Source organism: Nocardioides sp. SR21, assembly GCF_022761125.1.
Lineage (GTDB): Bacteria > Actinomycetota > Actinomycetes > Propionibacteriales > Nocardioidaceae > Nocardioides.
In genome coordinates this window covers 135,851-154,966 of the sequence record NZ_JAKWJR010000011.1, presented here as the reverse complement: position 1 = coordinate 154,966, position 19,116 = coordinate 135,851, and the positions used below count along the sequence as shown (strand labels likewise).

Genomic DNA, 19,116 nt, shown 5'->3' with positions numbered 1-19,116 from the left:
GCGCGAGCGTGACCCCGCCCGACCGTCGCGTCGCCCTCGTCGTGACCCTGATCGGCGGGGCCGCCTTCGTGGTCATCGCCGCCCTGCTGGTGCCGTGGAGTCCGGTCCCGGGTGGCCTGCCGTCACCGGCCGACCCGGCCTCGGTGCTGACGCCGGAGGAGATCGCGCGCGGCGAGGAGTACGCCCGCTGGGCGCGGATCCTGAGCTGGAGCTCGACGTTCGTGTCGCTGCTCGTCGCCTGCCTGCTCGGCTTCACGTCCTGGGGCCGCCGGCTGGTCGGGCGGCTGCCCGGCTGGTGGTGGGTCCGCGTGCTGCTCGCGGTCGCGCTGGTCGAGGTGATCGGGCGACTGGTCACGCTGCCGTTCGCGGTGCTGTTCCGCCGCCGCGCGATCGACTACGGCCTGAGCAACCAGCCCTGGTCGGGCTTCGTGCGCGACCTGGCGCTCAACCAGGGCGTGAACATCGTCGCGGTCTCGCTGACGCTGATCGTGATCATCGGGTGCGCCCGTCGTTGGGCGCGCGCCTGGCCGGCGGTCGCGGCCGGCCTCCTGGGCGCGCTGGTGCTCGCCGGGTCGTTCGTCTACCCGGTGGTGGTGGAGCCGCTGTTCAACTCGTTCAGCTCCCTCGAGGACGGTGACCTGCGCAGCCAGGTGTTCGACCTCGCCGAGCGCGAGGGCGTGCCGGTCGACGACGTGCTGGTCGCGGACGCGTCACGGCGTACGACGACGCTGAACGCCTACGTCTCGGGCTTCGGCAGCACCCGCCGGGTGGTCCTCTACGACAACCTCGTCGAGGACGTGCCGCAGGACCAGGTGCTGTCGGTGGTCGCCCACGAGCTCGCGCACGCCAAGCACGACGACGTGCTGACCGGGTCGCTGCTGGGGGTCGCCGGCGCGGTGTTCGGGGTCGGCCTGCTCGGGCTGATCGTCGGCGCGCTCGGCCCGCGCCGCGGGCTGTCGATGCGGGACCCGGCCGTGGTGCCGCTGGCCCTGGCGCTGATCGCCCTCGGGACGCTGCTGTCGAGCCCGATCCAGAACGGCATCAGCCGTCAGATCGAGACCCGCGCCGACGTGGACGCCCTCCAGGTGACCGAGGACCCGGACGCGTTCATGGCCGTGCAGCGCCAGCTGATGGTGCGCTCGCTGGCCGACCCGACCCCGCCCGCGTGGTCGCAGTTCTGGTTCGGCTCGCACCCCACCGGCATGCAGCGGATCGCGATCGCCCGCCAGCTCGCCGAGCAGCTGGGTCAGGAGTAGTACAGCGCCGCGACGTCGTCCTTGAACTCGCGCAGGACGACGTTCCGCTTGAGCTTGAGGCTCGGCGTCAGCTGCCCGCCCTCCTCGGTCCACTCGTCGGCGAGGATCGTGAACTTCCGGATCGACTCGGCCCGCGAGACCGCCTTGTTGGCCTCGTCGACGGCCGCCTCGATCTCGGCGCGGAGGTCGGGGTCGTCGACGAGGTCGCGGACGTTCTTCGACTTCCCGTGCGACTCCGCCCAGGTCGGGACCGACTCGCGGTCGAGCGTGATCAGCGCGCCGATGAACGGCTGGCCGTCACCGACGACCACGCACTGGTCGACGAGCAGGTGCGCGCGCAGCCGGTCCTCGAGCACCGCCGGGGCGACGTTCTTGCCGCCCGCGGTCACGATGATCTCCTTCTTGCGCCCGGTGATCCGGATGAAGCCCTCGTCGTCGACCTCGCCGATGTCGCCGGTGTGGAACCAGCCGTCCTCGAGCACCTCCGCGGTGGCCTGCTCGTTGCGCCAGTAGCCGGTCATCACCTGCCCGCCCTTGAACAGCAGCTCGCCGTCGTCGGCGACGCGGACGGCGGTGCCGGGCAGCGGCCGGCCGACGGTGCCGATCTTGGTGGCGTCGGGGAGGTTCGCCGACAGCGCCGCGGTGGTCTCGGTGAGGCCGTAGCCCTCGAGCACGACCAGGCCGATGCCGCGGTAGAAGTGGCCGAGCCGCTCGCCGAGCGGGGCGCCGCCGGAGACGGCGTACTGGCAGCTGCCACCGAGCGCGGAGCGCAGCTTGCCGTAGACGAGCTTGTCGAAGACCGCGTGCTTGGCGCGGACGGCGAGCGGGACCTTGCCCCTCTCGAGGCCGCGGGAGTACGCGATCGCGGTGTCCGCGGCGGCGTCGAAGATCTTGCCGCGGCCGTCGGCGGCGGCGCGCTGCGAGGCGGTGTTGAACACCTTCTCGAAGACGCGGGGGACCGCGAGGATGAACGTGGGCTGGAACTCGGCGAGGTCGGGGAGCAGCTGCTTGATGTCGGCGGTGTGGCCCATCCGGGTGCGCGACTTCACGCAGCCCACCTGGATGATCCGCGCGAACACGTGGGCGAGCGGCAGGAACAGCAGCGTCGAGCCGTCGTCGTCGTGGAAGAGCCGCTCGAGCTCGTCGACGGCGACGCCCAGCTCGAACATGAAGTTGCCGTGGGTGAGTACGCAGCCCTTGGGCTGGCCGGTGGTCCCGGACGTGTAGATCAGCGTCGCGACGTCCGCGGGCTGCGCCGTCGTACGGCGCGCCTCGAGCTGCTCGTCGGTGATGTCGCCACCGAGCCGGGTCAGCGTGCCGACCGCGTTGTCGGTGATCGACCACACGTGGTTGAGGTCGTCGAGCCCGCCGCGGACCTCGTTGAGCCGCGCCAGGTGCGCGCCGGTCTCGGCGACCACCGCGCGGGCGCCGGAGTCGGAGAGGATCCAGCGGACCTGCTCGGCCGACGAGGTCTCGTAGATCGGCACGGTGACCGCGCCGGCGAACCAGATCGCGTAGTCGAGCAGCGTCCACTCGTACCGGGTCTTCGAGATCAGGGCGATCCGGTCGCCCGGCTCGATGCCGGCCGCGATCAGGCCCTTGGCCACGGCGCTCACCTCGGCGAGGAAGCCCGCCATGGTGACGTCCTCCCACGCGCCCGTGGCGGAACGCCGGCTGAACTGCACCGAGGTCGCTCGCTCCCGGGCGTTCCTCACCACGTCATCGGTGAGGTTGCCGGTGGAGGGGATCTCGGTCGTCATCGGGGTCGAGAACTCACGCACGCGCAGACGTTACCGCGTGGTTACAGGGCGTGGCCTCCGGGCCCGGCCGATCCGGTACGCTCGCAGCCCGAATCGACCCACGCTTCGACGAGCCACCTTCAAGGGGACCCGATGGCCGAGCAGACCACTTCCTCGATCGTCATCGACGCCGCTCCGGCGGACATCATGGGCGTGATCGGCGACTTCCCGGCGTACCCCGAGTGGGCCAAGGGCGTCATCACCGCCGAGGTCGTCAAGGACGGCGACGGCGGCTGGGCCGAGCAGGTCTTCTTCGCGCTCGACGTGAGCCCGATCAAGGACGAGTACACGCTCGCCTACGAGTGGGACGGGTACGACGAGGTCACCTGGACCCTCGTCGAGGGCAAGATGCTGCGCGCGCTGGACGGCGCGTACGTGCTCAAGGACCTCGGCAACGGCTCGACCGAGGTGACCTACCGACTCGCGCTCGACGTGTCGATCCCGCTGATCGGCATGCTCAAGCGCAAGGGCGAGAAGATCCTCATCGACACCGCCCTCAAGGGCCTGAAGAAGCGGGTCGAGTCGCTCTGAGAATCCTCCTCTTCACCGGCAAGGGAGGGGTCGGCAAGTCCACGATCGCGGCCGGCACGGCGGCGCTGGCCGCCGCGGAGGGGCGACGCACCCTGGTGCTCTCGACCGACGCCGCCCACTCGCTGGCCGACGCGTACGGGTGCCCGCCCGGGACCATCGGCGCCGAGCCGACCGAGGTCGCGGACCGGCTCTTCGTCCAGCAGGTCGACGCCCAGCTGCGCTTCGAGCAGTCGTGGGCCGACATCCAGCGCTACCTGCTCTCGGTGCTCGACGTGGCCGGCGTCGACCCGGTCGCCGCCGAGGAGCTGACCGTGATCCCGGGCGCCGAGGAGGTCCTGGCGCTCCTCGAGCTCCGCATCCAGGCGCTCACCGGCGGGTGGGACGTGATCGTCGTCGACTGCGCTCCGACCGCGGAGACGCTGCGGCTCCTGGCGCTCCCGGAGGCGCTCGGCTGGTACATGCACCGGGTGTTCCCGATGGAGCGCCGCGTCGTGAAGGCGCTGCGACCCGTGCTGAGCCGGGCCGCCGGCGTACCGATGCCGGGCGACTCGGTCTTCGACGCGGTCGAGCGGCTGCACGCCGAGCTCGAGGAGGTCCGCGAGCTGCTCAGCGGCCCCGACGCGAGCGTGCGGCTCGTCCTGACCCCCGAGAACGTCGTGCTCGCGGAGGCGCGTCGCTCGTACACGTCGCTGTCGCTGTTCGGCTACCGCGTCGACGGCGTCGTCGCGAACCGGATCTTCCCGGCCGAGGGCGCCGACGACTGGCGCGCCGGTTGGGTGCTCGCGCAGGACGAGGTGCTGGATCTGGTCGAGGCGTCGTTCGCGGGGCTGCCGATCTGGCGCTCGGAGTACCGCCCGCGCGAGCCGGTCGGCGTCGACGCGCTGGCCGGCCTGGCCCGCGAGGTGTACGGCGAGCACGACCCGCTGGCGACCACGCCGGGGAAGGGGCCGTTCCGCATCTCGCGGACCGAGGGCGGCGCCGTCCTGCGCCTCTCGCTGCCGCTCGTCTCACGCGCCGAGGTCAACCTGGCGCGCAATGGCGACGATCTGGTCGTGACCGTGGGATCGTATCGTCGGCTGCTCACGCTCCCATCGGGGCTGGCGAGACATCGCATCGCCGGCGCCAAGGTGGCGCAGGGGGAACTGCGCGTGCGGTTCATCGAGGACCCCGACGACGAGGCTGGAAGGTGAAATGAGCCAGGACGAACGGGAATCCTCGGACGACGTAGGCACGGTCGGAGAAGAGGCGGCGAAGCTGCTCGGCGCGCTGTCGGGGTGGGCGAAGGACCACGGAGGGGACGGCCACATCGACACCGGCGCCCCCGAGTGCACCTACTGCCCGATCTGCAAGACCGTGCACGTGCTGCGGCAGGCGAGCCCCGAGGTGCGCACCCATCTCGCCACCGCGGGCGCGGCGCTGCTGCAGGCCTTCGCCGGTCTGATGGCGACGCCGGTGCCCGGCGAGCGCACCTCCGGGGTCCAGAACATCGACCTCGACGACGACTCGGCAGACTGGCCCGAGGACACTGACACCGAGGACACCGAGGACTCCGGGGAGGGAGACCGATGAGCCTGGCGTGTGGCATCGACGTCGGCGGCACCAAGATCGCCGGCGGCGTGGTCGACGAGAACGGCACGATCCTCGAGGAGCTGCGCGTCGAGTCGCCCGCGACCGACGCCGAGGCCATCGAGGAGGCGATCGCCGGCCTGGTGACCGAGCTGCGCTCGCGGCACGCCATCGAGACCGTCGGCGTGGGTGCGGCGGGCTACGTGAACAAGGAGCGCGCGGTAGTGCTGTTCGCTCCGAACGTCGCCTGGCGCAACGAGGACCTCAAGGGCGAGCTCGAGAAGCGGATCGAGCTCCCGGTCGTGATCGAGAACGACGCCAACGCCGCGGCGTGGGGCGAGTTCGTGTACGGCGCCGGCCATGACGCCGACGACCTGCTGCTGGTCACCGTCGGCACCGGCGTCGGTGGCGGGCTGGTGCTCGACGGCGAGGTCTACCGCGGCGCGAACGGCGTCGGCGCCGAGATCGGCCACATGCGCGTCGTCCCGAACGGCATCCTGTGCGGCTGCGGCAAGCACGGGTGCTTCGAGCAGTACGCCAGCGGCTCCGCCCTGGTACGTGAGGCGCGCTCGCTCGCGATGAGCGGCGCGCAGATCGCCCAGGGCATGCTGCAGCGGGCGGGCGGCGACCTGCAGCGGATCACCGGCCCGCTGATCACCGACGCGGCGCAGCACGGCGACGAGGGCGCACGCCAGCAGCTCGCCGAGCTCGGCCGCTGGCTCGGCGAGGGGATCGCGTCCCTGACCGAGATCCTCGATCCCGGCGTGGTCGTGATCGGCGGAGGCGTCAGCGAGGCCGACGAGCTGCTGCTCGAGCCGACCCGCTCGGCGTTCGCGGGCCAGCTCGTGGGCCGCGGGTTCCGCCCGATCCCGGAGATCCGCAAGGCCCGGCTCGGCAACCGCGCCGGGCTGATCGGCGCGGCAGACCTGTCGCGGCGGTAGCGTGGCGCTGTTCATCGGGGTCGACATCGGCGGCACCAAGGTCCTCGCGGCCGCGGTGTCGACGACCGGGCGCGTGCTGCGCACGGCCCACCGCACGACCCCGGGGCGCCGCGTCGAGGCCAGCCTGATCGAGGACGCGCTGACCGAGGCGGTCGAGGAGCTCTCGACCACCCGGCGGCCGTCCGCGATCGGGATCGCGGCCGCCGGCTTCGTCGACGTGCAGGGCGAGCGGGTGCGGTTCGCGCCGCACCTGCCCTGGCGCGACGAGGGCGTGCGCGCCCGGCTCGCGGAGCGGTGGAACGCGCCGGTCGTGCTCGACAATGACGCGAACTGCGCGGCCCGCGCGGAGATCGCGTACGGCGCGGTCGGGCACTCGCAGTACGCACTGGTCGTGACCCTGGGCACCGGGATCGGTGGCGCGGTCGTGCTCGACGGCACCGTGCACCGCGGCTACAACGGGATGGCGGGGGAGTTCGGCCACATGCAGGTGGTGCCGAACGGGCAGGCCTGCGAGTGCGGCGGCATCGGCTGCTGGGAGCGCTACTGCTCCGGCAACGCGCTGGTGCGGTTCGTGCAGGCGCAGGGCGGCCGCCAGGACATCACCGGCCCCGAGATCACCGAGGCCGCGCGGGCCGGCGACCCGGTCGCGCTCGCGGCGTTCGCGGACGTCGGGGAGTGGCTCGGCATCGGGGTGTCGAACCTCGTCGAGGCGTTCGACCCCGAGATCGTCGTGATCGGCGGCGGTGTGTCCGCGGCCGACGACCTGCTGCTCGCGCCGGCGCGAGTGGCTCTGCGCGAGTCGCTGGTGGGCGCGGACCACCGCGCGGTGCCGCCGCTGGTGCGGGCGAGCCTCGGGCCGGAGGCCGGGGCGATCGGAGCGGCGTACCTCGCGAGGGAGCGGTTCAGGAGCGCCGGTACTCGGGCACGAGCTCGACGGCAAGCTGCTCGAGGAACAGCCCCACGTCCGTGACGATGCCGCGGGCCTGCGAGGAGCCGCGGTCGGCGAGCTTGGTGACCGTCGCCGGGTTGATGTCGACGCAGACCAGCGGGATCGAGGCCGGCAGGATGTTGCCGGTCGCGACCGAGTGCAGCATGGTCGCGACCATCAGGCAGAACCCGACGTTCTCCAGCTCCGCGCGCATCGCGCGCTGGCCGTCGATCACGTCGGTGTAGACGTCCGGCAGCGGGCCGTCGTCGCGGACCGAGCCGACCAGCACGAAGTCCTTCTGGTGCTTCACCAGGGCGTGCATGATGCCGCCGGTCAGGACGCCGCTCTCGACGGCGGCCGCGATCGAGCCCTCCTTGCGGATCGCGTTGATCGCGCGGATGTGGTGCTCGTGGCCGTGCTCGACGCCGCGGCCCATCGCCAGGTCGACGCCGAGGCTGGTGCCGTACAGCGCGGACTCGATGTCGTGGGTGGCCAGCGCGTTGCCGGCGAACAGCACGTCGACGAAGCCGGCGTTCACCATCGCGACCATCGCCGGCGCCGCGCCGGTGTGCACGACGCCCGGGCCGCCGACCCAGAGCACCTTCTTGCCCGAGGACTTGGCCTCGCGCATGCCGTCGGCGACCTGGCGCACCAGCACCGCCTGCGGCTTCTCCGACGAGACCTCGGACTCCATGAAGCCGAACGCCTCGGCCTCGCGGTCCGGCGCCGGCACGGTGACCTTGACGCCGGACGCCCCGGTGATGACGAGCATCCCGGCGCGTACGTCGGACATCGGCAGCGTGTAGACGCGCGCCGGGGTGCCGTCGGCGGCCTTCTCGAGGATCAGGCCGCAGTCCATCTCGGGGTTGCCGACGGTGAGCCAGGCGCCGTCGACGCGGACCCGGGTCTCGAGGTTCGTGGTCGAGTAGAACTGGTCCGGGAAGACGCCGTCGCGGTCGGCCTCGGCGTACTCCGCCTCGCCCGGGTCGACCTGGTTCACGCCACGGGTCTGCAGGCGCATCAGCAGCCGCTGCAGCGACTCCGCGTCCTCGGCGGTCACGGTGATCACCGCGTGCGACGGGTCGTCGGTCTCGCGGCCCACGTCGAATCGGTCGATGCTGTAGTCGCCGCCGTACTCGCGGATGTCGTCCAGGACCCGGGACAGGATCCCGTGGTCCATCAGGTGGCCGGTGATCTCGACGGTCTCGTTGGCGCTCACACGCGCACCATAACGGTGCCTCGGTCGCGCGGCTCGCTCGACCACCAACAGCGGATCCGCTGGCGCGTCCCCGCTCAGACCTGCGCGCCGTCGTCCCAGGGGTCGCGCGGGCCGCGTGGCATCCGGAAGACGAGGTAGAGGAAGCCGCCCACGAACGCCGCGACCAGCGCGTAGCCGATCAGCGTCGGCAGCGTGATGCCGAGGATCACCGCGGTCAGCAGGACCGCGGGGGAGCCGAAGACGCCGATCCAGGCGGCCATCCGGTCCGGGGTCGCGCGGGGGACCGGCGGCGGGGGCGGCGGCTCGTAGGACTCCTCCTCGGCCGTGAACACGTCGTCGTTGTCGCCGAAGCCCTCGGTGAGGTTGCCGAACCGGCCGCCGAACGGCGCGGTGGAGACAGGCGTGGCCGGAGCCGGGGCTGCCGACGGGGGCTCCGGCTCGTCGTTCAGGTCCGCGCGCTCGCCGTAGTTCTCGATGATCGCCTGCCAGGCCTCTTCCTGGGCCGCCCCGGAGGGGTCGCTGGGAGGCGTCTCGTCGGGGTCGCGAGGACCGTCCGGGTTCGACTGCACCTCTCCAGCCTAGGCGGTGGAGCGCAAGGTGGTATCAACCAGTCTGGGTGACCCGGGCGATGAACGCCGCGCTCTCCTCGAAGATCCTCTCCGCGTCGTTGTCGAGGGTCGCGACGTGGTAGCTGTTCTCGAGGGGTACGACGGTGACGTCCTTCGACGAGATCCGCCCGGTGATGATCGGCTGGGTCTTCTCGTCGACCACGTGGTCCTCGGTGGAGCGGAAGTAGATCATCGGCGCGGTGATCTTCGGCAGGTCGGCGGCGACCGTCGGCCAGGCCTGCATCATCGAGTGGGCGGCCTTGAGCGGGGTCTTGGTGTAGCCGTGCTCCTCGACACCGGCCTTCTTGATGTCGTTGGCGATGCCGGGGAACGACGGCACCAGGTGCTTGAGGATCGGGAGCAGCTTCACGTCGAGGCGCTTGGTCGCGATCGCGGGGTTCACCACCATCACGCCGGCGATCCGGTGCGCGTGGTCCTCGGCGATCCGCAGCACCAGCGCGCCGCCCATCGACAGCCCGCCGACGACGATCGCGTCGTTCTCGGCGCAGAGCTTCTCGAAGGAGCGCGAGATCTCGGCGTACCAGTCGGACCAGGTGGTCGTGTTCATCTCCTGCCAGGTGGTGCCGTGGCCGGGCAGACGGGGCAGCTCGACGGCGTACCCCTTGGCTGCGAGCGCCTCGCCCCACGGCTTCATGGACGCCGGCTGGCCGGTGAACCCGTGGCTGAGCAGGACGCCGATCCGGCGGCCGCCGGTGAGCTCCGGGCGGGCGGGTGCGGACAGCGGCTCGGCCAGCGGGTGGATCGTCATGGGCGGATTCTGCACCACCGGTCTAGGCTGCGTCCGTGTTCTATTGGTTCCTGAAGTGGATCGCCCTCGGTCCCTGGCTGCGCATGGTGTTCCGCCCGCGCGTCTCCGGCGCCGAGAACGTCCCCGACGAGGGGCCGGCGATCCTCGCCAGCAACCACCTGTCGTACGCCGACTGGCTGTTCATGCCGCTCACGTTGCCGCGCCGCGTCACCTTCGTCGCGAAGGCCGAGTACTTCACGGGCAAGGGCATCAAGGGCTGGCTGCAGAAGACGTTCTTCGCGGGCTCCGGCCAGGTGCCGATCGACCGCTCGGGCGGCAACGCCGCCGAGGGCGCGATCATCTCCGCCAAGCGGCTGCTCGCCGAGGGCGAGCTGTTCGGCATCTACCCCGAGGGCACCCGCTCGCACGACGGCAAGCTCTACCGCGGGAAGGTCGGCGTCGCCCGGCTCGCGCTCGAGACGAAGGCCCCGGTGATCCCGGTCGCCGTGGTGGGCACCGACGTCGTGGCGCCGCCGGGCAAGACGTTCGGGAAGTTCACCCGCCCCGTGGTCCGGTTCGGCAAGCCGCTGGACTTCTCGCGCTACGAGGGCATGGAGAACGACCGCTACATCCTCCGCTCGATCACCGACGAGATCATGTACGAGATCATGCGGCTGTCCGGCCAGGAGTACGTCGACATGTACGCCACCAAGGCCAAGGAGCTCTCGAAGACCGAGAAGGACGCCGAGAGCGAAGGCCCCGAGAAGCTCGCGTCTTGACGATCCACTCGACCCACCCGTTCGCGGATCCCGAGCCCGACCCGGTACGCCGGTTCCGCGGTCGGCTCACCGGGTCGGTCGCGCTGGTGACCTCGGATCGTTCCGGGCTCACCGTGAGCTCGCTGATGGTCGCGACCGGCGACCCGGCTCGGGTGCTGGTCCTCGTCGACCCGGACAGCGACCTGGCGGAGGCGGTCGCTCGCTCCGAGCGCGCGGTCGTGCAGCTGCTGTCGTGGTCGCACCGCGACCTGGCCGAGGCGTTCGCCGGCACGGCACCGGCCCCGGGCGGGCCGTTCCGGATGGGCGCGTTCGAGGACACCGCGTGGGGCCCCCGGCTGGCGGATGCGCGCAGCTGGGCCGGCGTACGTCTCGAGTCGGCGGTCGACGTCGGCTGGTCGCGGCTGCTCACGCTCGCGGTCGAGGAGGTCGTGGTCGGTGACGACGAGGAGCCGCTGGTCCACCGGCGCGGGCGGTACGTGAAGCCGTGAGCGCCGCCTACCTGAGCCGCCTCGGCATCGACGTACCTCCGCCGCCGACGCTCGACGCCCTGTTCCTGATCCACCAGCGGCACCTGGAGCGGGTGCCGTACGAGAACCTCGCGATCATGCTGGGCCGGCCGCCGTCGGTCGACCCGGAGGCCTCGCTGCTGCGGATCGAGGAGGTCGGCCGGGCCGGCTACTGCTTCCACCAGAACGGCTCGCTCGAGCTCGTGCTGCGCGACCTCGGGTTCGACGTCACCCGGCGGCACGGGCACGTGTGGACCGAGGAGTGGGATCGCGCCGGCACCTTCCTCAACCACCTGGTGCTGCACGTCGCCGGGCTGCCGTCGCCTGAGAACCCCGGTGGCGAGTGGTGGGTCGACGTCGGCCTCGGCGACGCCTTCCGCGACCCGGTGCCGGTGGTGGTGGGGGAGTACCGGCAGGGTCCGTTCACGTACGTCGTCGACGAGGTGCGCGAGGACGGCTGGTCGTTCCGCCACGACGTGTCCGGCAGCTTCACCGGAGTCGCGGTGTCGACGCTGCCGACCGAGCCCGCCGACGTACTCGCGTCGCACGCGGAGCTGTCGGCGCCGGGGACCGGGGTCTTCGCGAAGGTCCTGGTGGTGCAGCGCCGGCACGCGAGTGGGTGCACGACGCTGCGCGGCTGCGTGCTGACCCAGGTCGACGCGGGCGGGAGGACGCAGACCGACCTCGACACCTGGGAGACCTGGCGCGCGGCGCTCGGCGACCTGCACCTGCCGCTCGGCGACGTCGACGAGGCAGAGCTGCGGGAGCTGTACGCGCGGATGTGGGAGGCGCACCTGGCGTGGAAGGCTGAGACCCGTGTCTGAGCTGTCCGGCGACCTGCTGAGCATCGCGGACGCGCTGTACGGGTTGCCGCTGCCCGAGTTCACGCCGGCGCGGGACGCGAAGGCGAAGGAGCTCAAGGGCTCTGATCTCGCGAAGCAGGTCAAGGCGCTGAAGAAGCCGTCGACCGCGGCGTGGGTCGTGAACCTGCTGGTGCGCCGCGAGACCGAGCAGGTCGAGCAGGTGCTGTCGGTCGGCGCCGCGCTGCGCGAGGCACAGGCGAACATGTCGGGCGACGAGCTGCGCGCGCTGACGCGGCAGCGCCGCCAGCTCACCGCGGCGGTCACCACGCAGGCGCGGCGGGTGGCCAAGGACGCCGGCGCGAAGGTCACCGAGGCCGTGGCCGACCAGGTCGAGGCCACGCTCACCGCCGCGATGGTCGACGAGCAGTGCGGCCTCGCCGTGCGCAGCGGTCTGCTGGTGGCGGCGCTGACCACCACGGGCCTCGACCCCGCCGACGTCGCGGCCGCGGTCGCCGTACCGGATGCGCTGGGGTTCAGTGCACCGGCCCGGTCCGCCGAGCCGCCGTCGCGACCCGACCTCCACGTCGTCCCCGACCCGGAGGCCGACCGCAAGGCCATCGAGGCCGCCGAGACCGCGCTGGGGTACGCCGTGGCCGTCCTGGACGAGGCGACCTCGGCGTACGACGAGGTGCGCGCGTCGTACGACGACCTCGAGGCCCGCAGCCTCCAGATCCAGGCCGAGATCGACGAGCTCCGCGGCAAGATCGCCGAGCTCGAGGCCACCGCCGAGGAGGTCGACGACGAGCTCTCCGACGCCGAGGACGCCCGCACCGAGGCCGAGTCGGCCGTCGGTGAGGCACGCGAGGCGCGCGACGCGGCCCAGGCCGCGCTCGACAAGCTCACCGACGACTGAGCTGACGCTGCTACTGACGTTGGGCTGCGGGTTGCTGGTGGTTGCGACCGATAGGGCTTTTACGCGGGTAGGGCGGGTTCGGGCTGGCGCTGCTTCCCGGCTTTCCGGTGGTGGGCTTCGCACCCTTCGGTGGTTGAGGAAGGCGCGCTCGCGCCTGTCTCGAAACCACCGGATCCCGCGTCCGGACTATTTCGCGAGAGTGTCCACATCCCGGTCAAAACAAGGGATTCCGAGGCTCCGTTGTCGGTGGTCCCTGCTTGGGTTGAACCATGACGACGACCAGCACCCTCACTCGTGAGCAGGTGCTGAAGGTCGCCCGTCAACGCCAAGCCGCCGCCGTGAAAGCCGAGATCGACAAGCTCCACCTCGCGGTCGAGTGGGCGGCACTGAACCCCGGCGACGTCGTGGACCAGACGCGGCCTTGGGAGGAGCGGGAGCTCGAGGTCGCCGGGGACGGGGCGCCGACGGTCGCGGAGTTCTCGATCGCGGAGTTCGCGCTCGCGGTCGGGATGAACACCGACGCCGGCCGGGTGTTCATCGGCGATGCCGTCGAGCTGGCGCACCGGCTCCCGCGCACCTGGGCACGGGTCCTCGACGCAGAGGTTCCGTCGTGGAAGGCCCGCAAGGTCGCCCAGCAGACCAAGGCGCTGCCGGTCGATGCGGCGGCGTTCGTGGACCGCGCGCTCGCGCCGGTCCTGCACACGTGCACGTTCGCCCAGATCGAGCGCACCGTCGAAGCAGCCCGTGCCGAGTTCGACCCCCAAGCTGCCGAACAACGCCGCTTGGCCGACTCCGAGCACCGGCACCTCACGTTCTACTGGCGCCAGGTCACCTCGACCGGTCAGGTCCCCGTCGCCGGGGTCATGGACCTGGCCGACGCCGTCGCGTTGGACGAGAACCTGAAGGCGAAGGCCGCCACCCTCGACCCTGCCCTCCCGATCGATGTCCGCCGCTCGATCGCCGCGGGGATGCTCGGCGGCGCGGGTGAGCGGGAGGTCGTGATCTACACCCACGCCCAGGCCGACACCCGGATGGTCGAGGTGGAGAACACCCGCACCGTCGTCACCCCCGAACAGGTCCAGCAGTGGTGCCAGACCGCGGGCACGAAGGTGACGGTGCGTCCGGTGCTGGACCTGAACGAGAACCTCACCACCGACTCCTACACCCCCACCGACCGGCAGCAGGAACAGGTCGTCCTGACCTTCCCGCGGTGCGTGTTCCCCGGCTGCAGCCGCCGGTCACGCTCCGCAGACAACGACCACATCACCGAGTTCCCCCTCGGCCGGACGTCCACCCGGAACCTCGCGCCGCTGTGTCGCCACCACCACCGGGTGAAGACCTTCACCGCCTGGACCTACCGGCGTACCGGCCCCAGGACGTTCACCTGGACCAGCCCGACCGGCTGCAGCTACCACGTACGAGCGGACCGACATATCCGCTGACCCCCACCCCGCCGACCACGGCCGGCGGGGCATTCGTCGTGTTCTTCCAACGGTGACCCGAGCGGAACCGCAAGCAAGGAACCAGCACCACCCACGCACCCGCAAGCCGCCAAGCCTCCGTAGTCCGCGCAGGCCGTCGGGCGCAGCGAGATGGCCGTCAAGGGGATCGCCGGTCTGTGGAGGTCGCGCTGGCCCCGGACTGGCGACCCTCGTCGCCACATCGCAAGCAGGCCGATCGGGTGGTGAGTGCCGAGTGGTCCGGCCTCCTGCGGTCTGCCCTCGACGAGGCCGACACCTGACGGCCGAGGTCGACCTGGTCCAGCGCCGAGCCTGCAATCGGTGCCGCTAGCGGAGCGCCAGCTCACCGAGCAGGTCGGTGGCGCGGGTGGCGAACAGGTGCGCCTCGCGGGAGCGCGAGATCGTGACGGCGTGCCGCGCGGCGGCCCGGACCTCGGCGGGCGAGGCAGCGGAGTCGCGGAGCGTGCGGGCGCGCATGAGGAGGACCAGGCCCTCGGCGTACCGCTCGCCGTGGACGGCGATGGCTGCCTCGGCCCGGTCGAGCGCTGCCATCGCGGCAGGGGCGTCGCCGGCGACGAGGTGCATCTCGGCGAGCAGGGCGTACCAGGTGGCCAGGTTGGAGCGGGGCGGGTCGACGAGGGTGGCGGCGATGATCGTCTCGACCTGGTCGGCCTCGGCAGCCGCGTTGCCGCCGGTCATGGCGCGCGCCCAGTGCCGTGCCAGGCGCGTGTAGGCGCCGGAGAACGAGAAGGCGAAGTCGGGGTCGGTGGCGATCGTGGCCTCAGCGACCCTGAGCGCCCACCGCGGGTCCCCGGCAGCGACCGCGGCGGTGACGCTGAAGGAGCCCCAGATGCTCATCCGGTAGGGATCGTCGCCGGCGTCCGCCTCAACCGCGTCGAACAGGGCGTGGGCCGCGTCGAGGTCGCCGTGCAGCGCCGTGTTCAGCGCCAGCATCACCGGGGTCAGCAGCTGGAGTCGCTGCATCATCGGGTCCCGCTCGTGGTCGCCCGCGATGATCCGGCTCGCGAGACCGAGGTGGCGGCAGGCCTCCCCGACGTGCCCCGAGCTCCACTGGTGCACACCCCACGCGTGGTGTCCGGCCGCCCGTACGACGGGGTCGGTGGACCGCTCGCCGTGCCGCAGGAGCCGCCGGGCGATCCGCCCGCCCTCGCTGATCTGGATCGCCTGGGCGTGGGCGAGGAACCGGGAGACGAGGAACTCCGTCGCCTCGCGCTCCCGGCCGAGGGAGCGAGCGAGCTCCTCGGCCCGATCCAGGTCCGCCGGCGTCGTGGCCACGAAGCCCGCGTGGATGCCGGTGACGGCGAGCCGCTCGGTCAACGCGGTCAGCTCGAGCTCGGGGAGCCCGGCGTCCCGCGCCGCGCGCGTGCACGCGTCGAGGTACTTCTCGGCGAGGTCGTACGCGCAGCGTCGCGTCGCGACCCGGCCACCGATGAGCAGCGCCTCCGCGACCCGCGCAGGCTCGGCGAGCGGGCCGGCGAGGACCAGGTGGTGACCGAGCGCCTCGGCGTGCCGGTCGGCGGAGCCCGCCGCCCGTTCCAGCGCGTCGGCGACCCGCAGGTGCAGGTGCGCAGCCTCCGCCTGCGGGGTCGAGCGGGCCACCGCCTCGCGGACCAGGTCGTGCGTGAAGCGCCACTCGGAGTAGGAGCCCGGCGCGACCTCGACCAGCCCCAGCGCCTCGAGGGCGCCGAGACTCTCCAGGCAGGCGGCCGCCTCGATCTCGGCGGCGTGGGCGAGCAGCCGGACGTCGATGTCCCTGCCCATCAGCGCCGCGATCCCGATCAGGCGGCGGAGGTCGTCGTCGAGGCGATGGGTGCGGTCCTCCACGATGTCGCGCACCGTGGACGGTACGCCGGCCCGCGCGGCCGCCTGGTCGTCGAGCCCGCCGATGTCGGCGAGGTACCGCGCGAGCTCCCGCACGAACAGCGGGTTGCCCTCGGCCCGGGCCTGGATGCTGAGGGCGACGCCCGGGCTGGGGACCTGGCCGGTGTCGCGCCGGATCAGCTCGGCGACCTCGGCCGGGTCCAGTGGGCCAAGCGAGATCCTGCGGTGCCGGTCCAGGCGCGCGAGCGCGGCCAGCATCGACCGCACCTCGTCGCTCGGCGCCGGCGCGTGGTCGCGCACGGTGCCCATCAGGACGCACCCGGCGGGGAGCGCTCCGGCGAGATGGGTGAACAGCTGGAGCGAGGCCAGGTCGGCCCAGTGCAGGTCGTCGACGACCACCAGGACCGGTCGGTCGGTCGCGACCTCGGCGAGCAGGGCGGTCACCTGCTCGAACAGCTGGAACCGCGCTCCGACGTCCAGCCGCGCGGGTGCCGGCCCCGTGAGGTCCGGCCGATCGGTCAGGTCGCCGAGCACCCCGGCCGACCAGGACGAGCGCCGCTCGGCGGGCAGGGACGCGAGGAGACTGCCGACCACCTGGATCCACGGCCACATCGCGGGCGCGCCGTCGCCGTGCTGGCACCCACCCCAGGCGGGGAGCGCGCCCTGCCGGAGAGCCTCCGCGCTCACCTCGACCAGCAGCCGGGTCTTGCCGACGCCGGGCGGACCCTCGACGACGACGAGCTGCGAACCCGCGAAGGCGGCCGAGTCGACGGCGTTGCGGACCAGCGCGAGCTCCTCGCGGCGACCGACGAGCGGATGGACGCCGGCCGGGCGCGGCGTGGAGGTCGGCCCGACCTGGCGCAGGACCTGCTCGTGCGCCTCCCGGAGCGCCGGGCCGGGGTCGATGCCCAGGTCCTCGGCGAGCCGGAGGCGCACGGTCTCGAAGACCGACAGCGCCTCCACCTGCTGTCCAGACGCCGCCAACGCCGTCATCAGCGTCGCCTGCACGGTCTCGTCGTACGGCGCCATCCACCCGGCCAGCCGCAGGGGCTGGTGGACGCGCTTGGCGTGACCGTGGGGAACAGCCAGCCGGGCAGCCTCGACGCAGGCGTCCAGCAGCTCCTCGTTGATCGAGGCGACGAGCGGGAGCGCGCGAGCGGTCAGCGCCAGACCGTCCCCGGCAGGGCCGTGCCAGGCGGCGAGCGCCCGCTCGTACGACGCCAGTGCGTCCTCGACCCGGTCGGCTGCGAGCTCCTCCCGCGCCCGGTCCCGCAGCGTGCGGAACTCGGCCAGGTCGAGCTCGACCCCGGTCGGCTCGAACAGGTAGCCACTGCCGCGGCGGTGCAGGAAGGAGCCGGAGGCACGCGCGGGCAGCTCCGGCTCCAGCAGGCGCCGCAGCGCACCGACGTACTTCTGCAGGATGTTGAGAGCCGAGGTCGGCATCTCGTCGTCCCAGATCAGGTCGATGAGCTCCGAGGTGCTGACCGGCCGGCCGGCGCGGAACAGCAGCAGCGCCAGCAAGTAGGTCCGCTGGCGCGGACCGAGGTCGATCTCGACCCCGTCGCGCCACACGCGCAGCGGGCCGAGCACCTGGATGGTGACCTGCACAGTCGCTGAGCGTAGTGGGCGCGAAGTGAACGCACCCATCCTCTTCGATCCACAAGTTGTTCAGTGGCCGCTGCTGGGCTGGGTCCACCTCCCAGCGAAAGGCACCGACATGTCCCACCCCACCGTCGTCCTCGTCCACGGGGCGTTCGCGGACGCGTCCAGCTTCGGCGACGTCGTCCCGATGCTTCTCGACGCGGAGATCCCGGTCCTCGCGCCCGCCGCCCCGAACCGCTCGCTGAACGGTGACGCGGCGTACGTCGCCGCCGTCATCGCGTCCGTGCCCGGCCCGGTCGTGCTCGTCGGCCACTCCTACGGCTGCGCGGTCGCGACCGTGGCCGGCACCGGCGACAACGTGACGAGCCTGGTCTACCTCGCCGGCTTCGTCCCGGACCAGGGGGAGAGCCTCGGGGAGCTGGCCGGGCGCTACGCCGACTCCGACCTCGCCGGTGCGCTGCGTCCCACCGTCGTGCCCGGGGGCGCCGACCTCACCGTCGCGGTCGACCGCTTCCACGATGTCTTCGCCGCGGACGTGGACCCCGCGGTCACGCGCACGTTGGCCGTCACGCAGCGCCCGCTCTCCGCCGCCGCGTTCGAGGAGAAGGCAGGGGCCGCCGCCTGGCACACCAAGCCGGCCTGGGGGATCGTCGCCGGCGCCGATCACACCATCAACCCCGAGGTCCAGCGCTTCGCCTACCAGCGCGCGAACGTCGCCTCCCTCGAGGTCGAGTCGTCCCACCTCGTGATGCTCTCGCAGCCCGAGGTGGTCTTCGAGCTGGTCAAGAAGGCCGTCCTGGCCGTGAGCGCCTGAGGAGCCCTGCCATGTCGAAGCTGATCCTCGTGATCGCGCTGCTCGGAGCGCTGCTGACCAGTCCCGCCCACGCCGGGGCGCCCGAGCCCCGACCCACGATCGTGTTCGTGCACGGGGCCTGGGCCGACTCGTCCGGCTGGAGCGCCGAGCTGCAGTCGATGCGGGAAGAGGGGTACGACGCGATCGCGGTGGCGAACCCGCTGCGCGGCCTCACGTCGGACGCCGCCTACGTCCGCAGCGTCCTGGAGACGATCGAGGGTCCGATCGTCCTGGTCGCCCACTCGTACGGCGGCGCCGTCATCAGCGCAGCGGCGACCGGGCTGCCCAACGTCGAGGCGCTCGTCTACGTCGCCGCGTTCGTGCCCGACGAGGGCGAGCCGGTCGGTCTCCTGACCCAGCTGAACCCCGGAAGCCTGGTGACCGAGGACGCGCTGCAGGCCCGCCCGTACCCGCTGCCTGACGGCGGCACCGGCGTCGACCTGTACCTGCGTCCCGGGATCTTCCGCGAAGCGTTCGCGCAGGACCTGCCGAAGCGGACGACCCGGCTGATGTGGGCCACCCAGCGGCCGCTCGCAGCTGCGGCGTTCGGCGAGCCGGCCGGCGCTGTCGCGTGGCCCACGATCCCGTCGTGGTACCTGATCGCCACCCAGGACCACACGATCCCGCCGAAGACCCAGGCCTACATGGCCGAGCGGGCCGGCTCGACCGTCGTCCGGGTCAAGGCCTCGCACGTCGCGATGCAGTCGCGCCCCGGGGCCACGACCAAGCTGATCCTCGCCGCGGTCCACGCCGTCGACTGAC

18 protein-coding genes are annotated in these 19,116 nt (G+C 72.2%); 13 read left to right on the top strand and 5 right to left on the bottom strand.

The window, feature by feature from the left end; genetic code table 11:
* The first annotated feature begins 8 nt into the window (after window positions 1–8).
* The gene (locus MJ604_RS19890; RefSeq protein WP_243060335.1) at window positions 9–1,256 is read left to right on the top strand and encodes a M48 family metallopeptidase; all 1,248 of its coding nucleotides are present in this window, start codon (window positions 9–11) and stop codon (window positions 1,254–1,256) included.
* On the opposite strand, the gene MJ604_RS19885 is transcribed toward MJ604_RS19890, so the two are convergent.
* Window positions 1,247–3,037, bottom strand: a complete 1,791-nt coding sequence (locus MJ604_RS19885) for a long-chain fatty acid--CoA ligase (protein ID WP_243060334.1) — start codon at window positions 3,035–3,037, stop codon at window positions 1,247–1,249. The two genes, MJ604_RS19890 and MJ604_RS19885, sit on opposite strands and share 10 nt — an antisense overlap.
* Window positions 3,038–3,148: 111 nt before the next feature.
* Between MJ604_RS19885 and MJ604_RS19880 the strand changes: the two genes are divergently transcribed.
* From MJ604_RS19880 to MJ604_RS19860, 5 genes are read left to right on the top strand one after another with little or no spacing between them, the layout of a single operon-like run.
* A complete protein-coding gene (locus MJ604_RS19880; protein WP_243060333.1) occupies window positions 3,149–3,586 on the top strand; it encodes an SRPBCC family protein in 438 nt (145 codons plus the stop codon).
* Window positions 3,583–4,776 carry an ArsA family ATPase gene (locus tag MJ604_RS19875; RefSeq protein WP_243060402.1) on the top strand — a complete coding sequence of 398 codons (1,194 nt, stop codon included), beginning with the start codon at window positions 3,583–3,585 and terminating at the stop codon, window positions 4,774–4,776. Before MJ604_RS19880 ends, MJ604_RS19875 begins: the two co-directional genes overlap by 4 nt.
* Before the next feature lies 1 nt (window position 4,777).
* On the top strand, window positions 4,778–5,155 hold the full coding sequence (locus tag MJ604_RS19870) for a hypothetical protein (RefSeq protein WP_243060332.1): 378 nt from the start codon (window positions 4,778–4,780) through the stop codon (window positions 5,153–5,155).
* Window positions 5,152–6,093, top strand: coding sequence for an ROK family glucokinase (locus MJ604_RS19865; protein ID WP_243060331.1), 942 nt, complete (start codon window positions 5,152–5,154; stop codon window positions 6,091–6,093). Before MJ604_RS19870 ends, MJ604_RS19865 begins: the two co-directional genes overlap by 4 nt.
* A 1-nt stretch (window position 6,094) precedes the next feature.
* Window positions 6,095–7,063: an ROK family protein gene (locus MJ604_RS19860; protein WP_243060330.1), complete on the top strand. Its 969-nt coding sequence runs from the start codon at window positions 6,095–6,097 to the stop codon at window positions 7,061–7,063.
* Here the strand turns inward: MJ604_RS19860 and MJ604_RS19855 are convergent.
* The 3 genes from MJ604_RS19855 to MJ604_RS19845 all read right to left on the bottom strand — a co-directional run bounded on the left by MJ604_RS19855 (window position 6,996) and on the right by MJ604_RS19845 (window position 9,617).
* Window positions 6,996–8,240 carry a TIGR00300 family protein gene (locus tag MJ604_RS19855; protein WP_243060329.1) on the bottom strand — a complete coding sequence of 415 codons (1,245 nt, stop codon included), beginning with the start codon at window positions 8,238–8,240 and terminating at the stop codon, window positions 6,996–6,998. The two genes, MJ604_RS19860 and MJ604_RS19855, sit on opposite strands and share 68 nt — an antisense overlap.
* 74 nt (window positions 8,241–8,314) lie before the next feature.
* Window positions 8,315–8,809: a hypothetical protein gene (locus MJ604_RS19850; protein WP_243060328.1), complete on the bottom strand. Its 495-nt coding sequence runs from the start codon at window positions 8,807–8,809 to the stop codon at window positions 8,315–8,317.
* Between the two features lie 34 nt (window positions 8,810–8,843).
* A complete protein-coding gene (locus MJ604_RS19845) occupies window positions 8,844–9,617 on the bottom strand; it encodes a carboxylesterase (RefSeq protein WP_243060327.1) in 774 nt (257 codons plus the stop codon).
* Between the two features lie 35 nt (window positions 9,618–9,652).
* On the opposite strand from MJ604_RS19845, the gene MJ604_RS19840 reads away from it, so the two are divergent.
* From MJ604_RS19840 to MJ604_RS19820, 5 genes are all read left to right on the top strand, one after another.
* Window positions 9,653–10,375, top strand: a complete 723-nt coding sequence (locus tag MJ604_RS19840; RefSeq protein WP_243060326.1) for a 1-acyl-sn-glycerol-3-phosphate acyltransferase — start codon at window positions 9,653–9,655, stop codon at window positions 10,373–10,375.
* Window positions 10,372–10,863 (top strand): flavin reductase family protein, encoded by a 492-nt coding sequence (locus tag MJ604_RS19835; RefSeq protein ID WP_243060325.1) that lies wholly within the window; start codon window positions 10,372–10,374, stop codon window positions 10,861–10,863. The genes MJ604_RS19840 and MJ604_RS19835 overlap by 4 nt, the downstream gene beginning before the upstream one ends.
* The gene (locus MJ604_RS19830; RefSeq protein WP_243060324.1) at window positions 10,860–11,705 is read left to right on the top strand and encodes an arylamine N-acetyltransferase; all 846 of its coding nucleotides are present in this window, start codon (window positions 10,860–10,862) and stop codon (window positions 11,703–11,705) included. The genes MJ604_RS19835 and MJ604_RS19830 overlap by 4 nt, the downstream gene beginning before the upstream one ends.
* The gene (locus MJ604_RS19825) at window positions 11,698–12,597 is read left to right on the top strand and encodes a hypothetical protein (protein WP_243060323.1); all 900 of its coding nucleotides are present in this window, start codon (window positions 11,698–11,700) and stop codon (window positions 12,595–12,597) included. The genes MJ604_RS19830 and MJ604_RS19825 overlap by 8 nt, the downstream gene beginning before the upstream one ends.
* A gap of 269 nt (window positions 12,598–12,866) precedes the next feature.
* Window positions 12,867–14,039: an HNH endonuclease signature motif containing protein gene (locus tag MJ604_RS19820; protein WP_243060322.1), complete on the top strand. Its 1,173-nt coding sequence runs from the start codon at window positions 12,867–12,869 to the stop codon at window positions 14,037–14,039.
* A gap of 345 nt (window positions 14,040–14,384) precedes the next feature.
* Here the strand turns inward: MJ604_RS19820 and MJ604_RS19815 are convergent, their stop codons facing one another.
* A complete protein-coding gene (locus tag MJ604_RS19815) occupies window positions 14,385–17,507 on the bottom strand; it encodes a BTAD domain-containing putative transcriptional regulator (protein ID WP_243060321.1) in 3,123 nt (1,040 codons plus the stop codon).
* 109 nt (window positions 17,508–17,616) lie between these two features.
* Here MJ604_RS19815 and MJ604_RS19810 point away from each other — a divergent pair, with 109 nt between their 5' ends.
* Both MJ604_RS19810 and MJ604_RS19805 read left to right on the top strand, forming a co-directional pair.
* On the top strand, window positions 17,617–18,315 hold the full coding sequence (locus MJ604_RS19810) for an alpha/beta fold hydrolase (protein WP_243060320.1): 699 nt from the start codon (window positions 17,617–17,619) through the stop codon (window positions 18,313–18,315).
* An 11-nt stretch (window positions 18,316–18,326) separates the two neighbouring features.
* Window positions 18,327–19,115, top strand: coding sequence for an alpha/beta fold hydrolase (locus tag MJ604_RS19805; protein WP_243060319.1), 789 nt, complete (start codon window positions 18,327–18,329; stop codon window positions 19,113–19,115).
* Window position 19,116 lies beyond the last annotated feature (1 nt).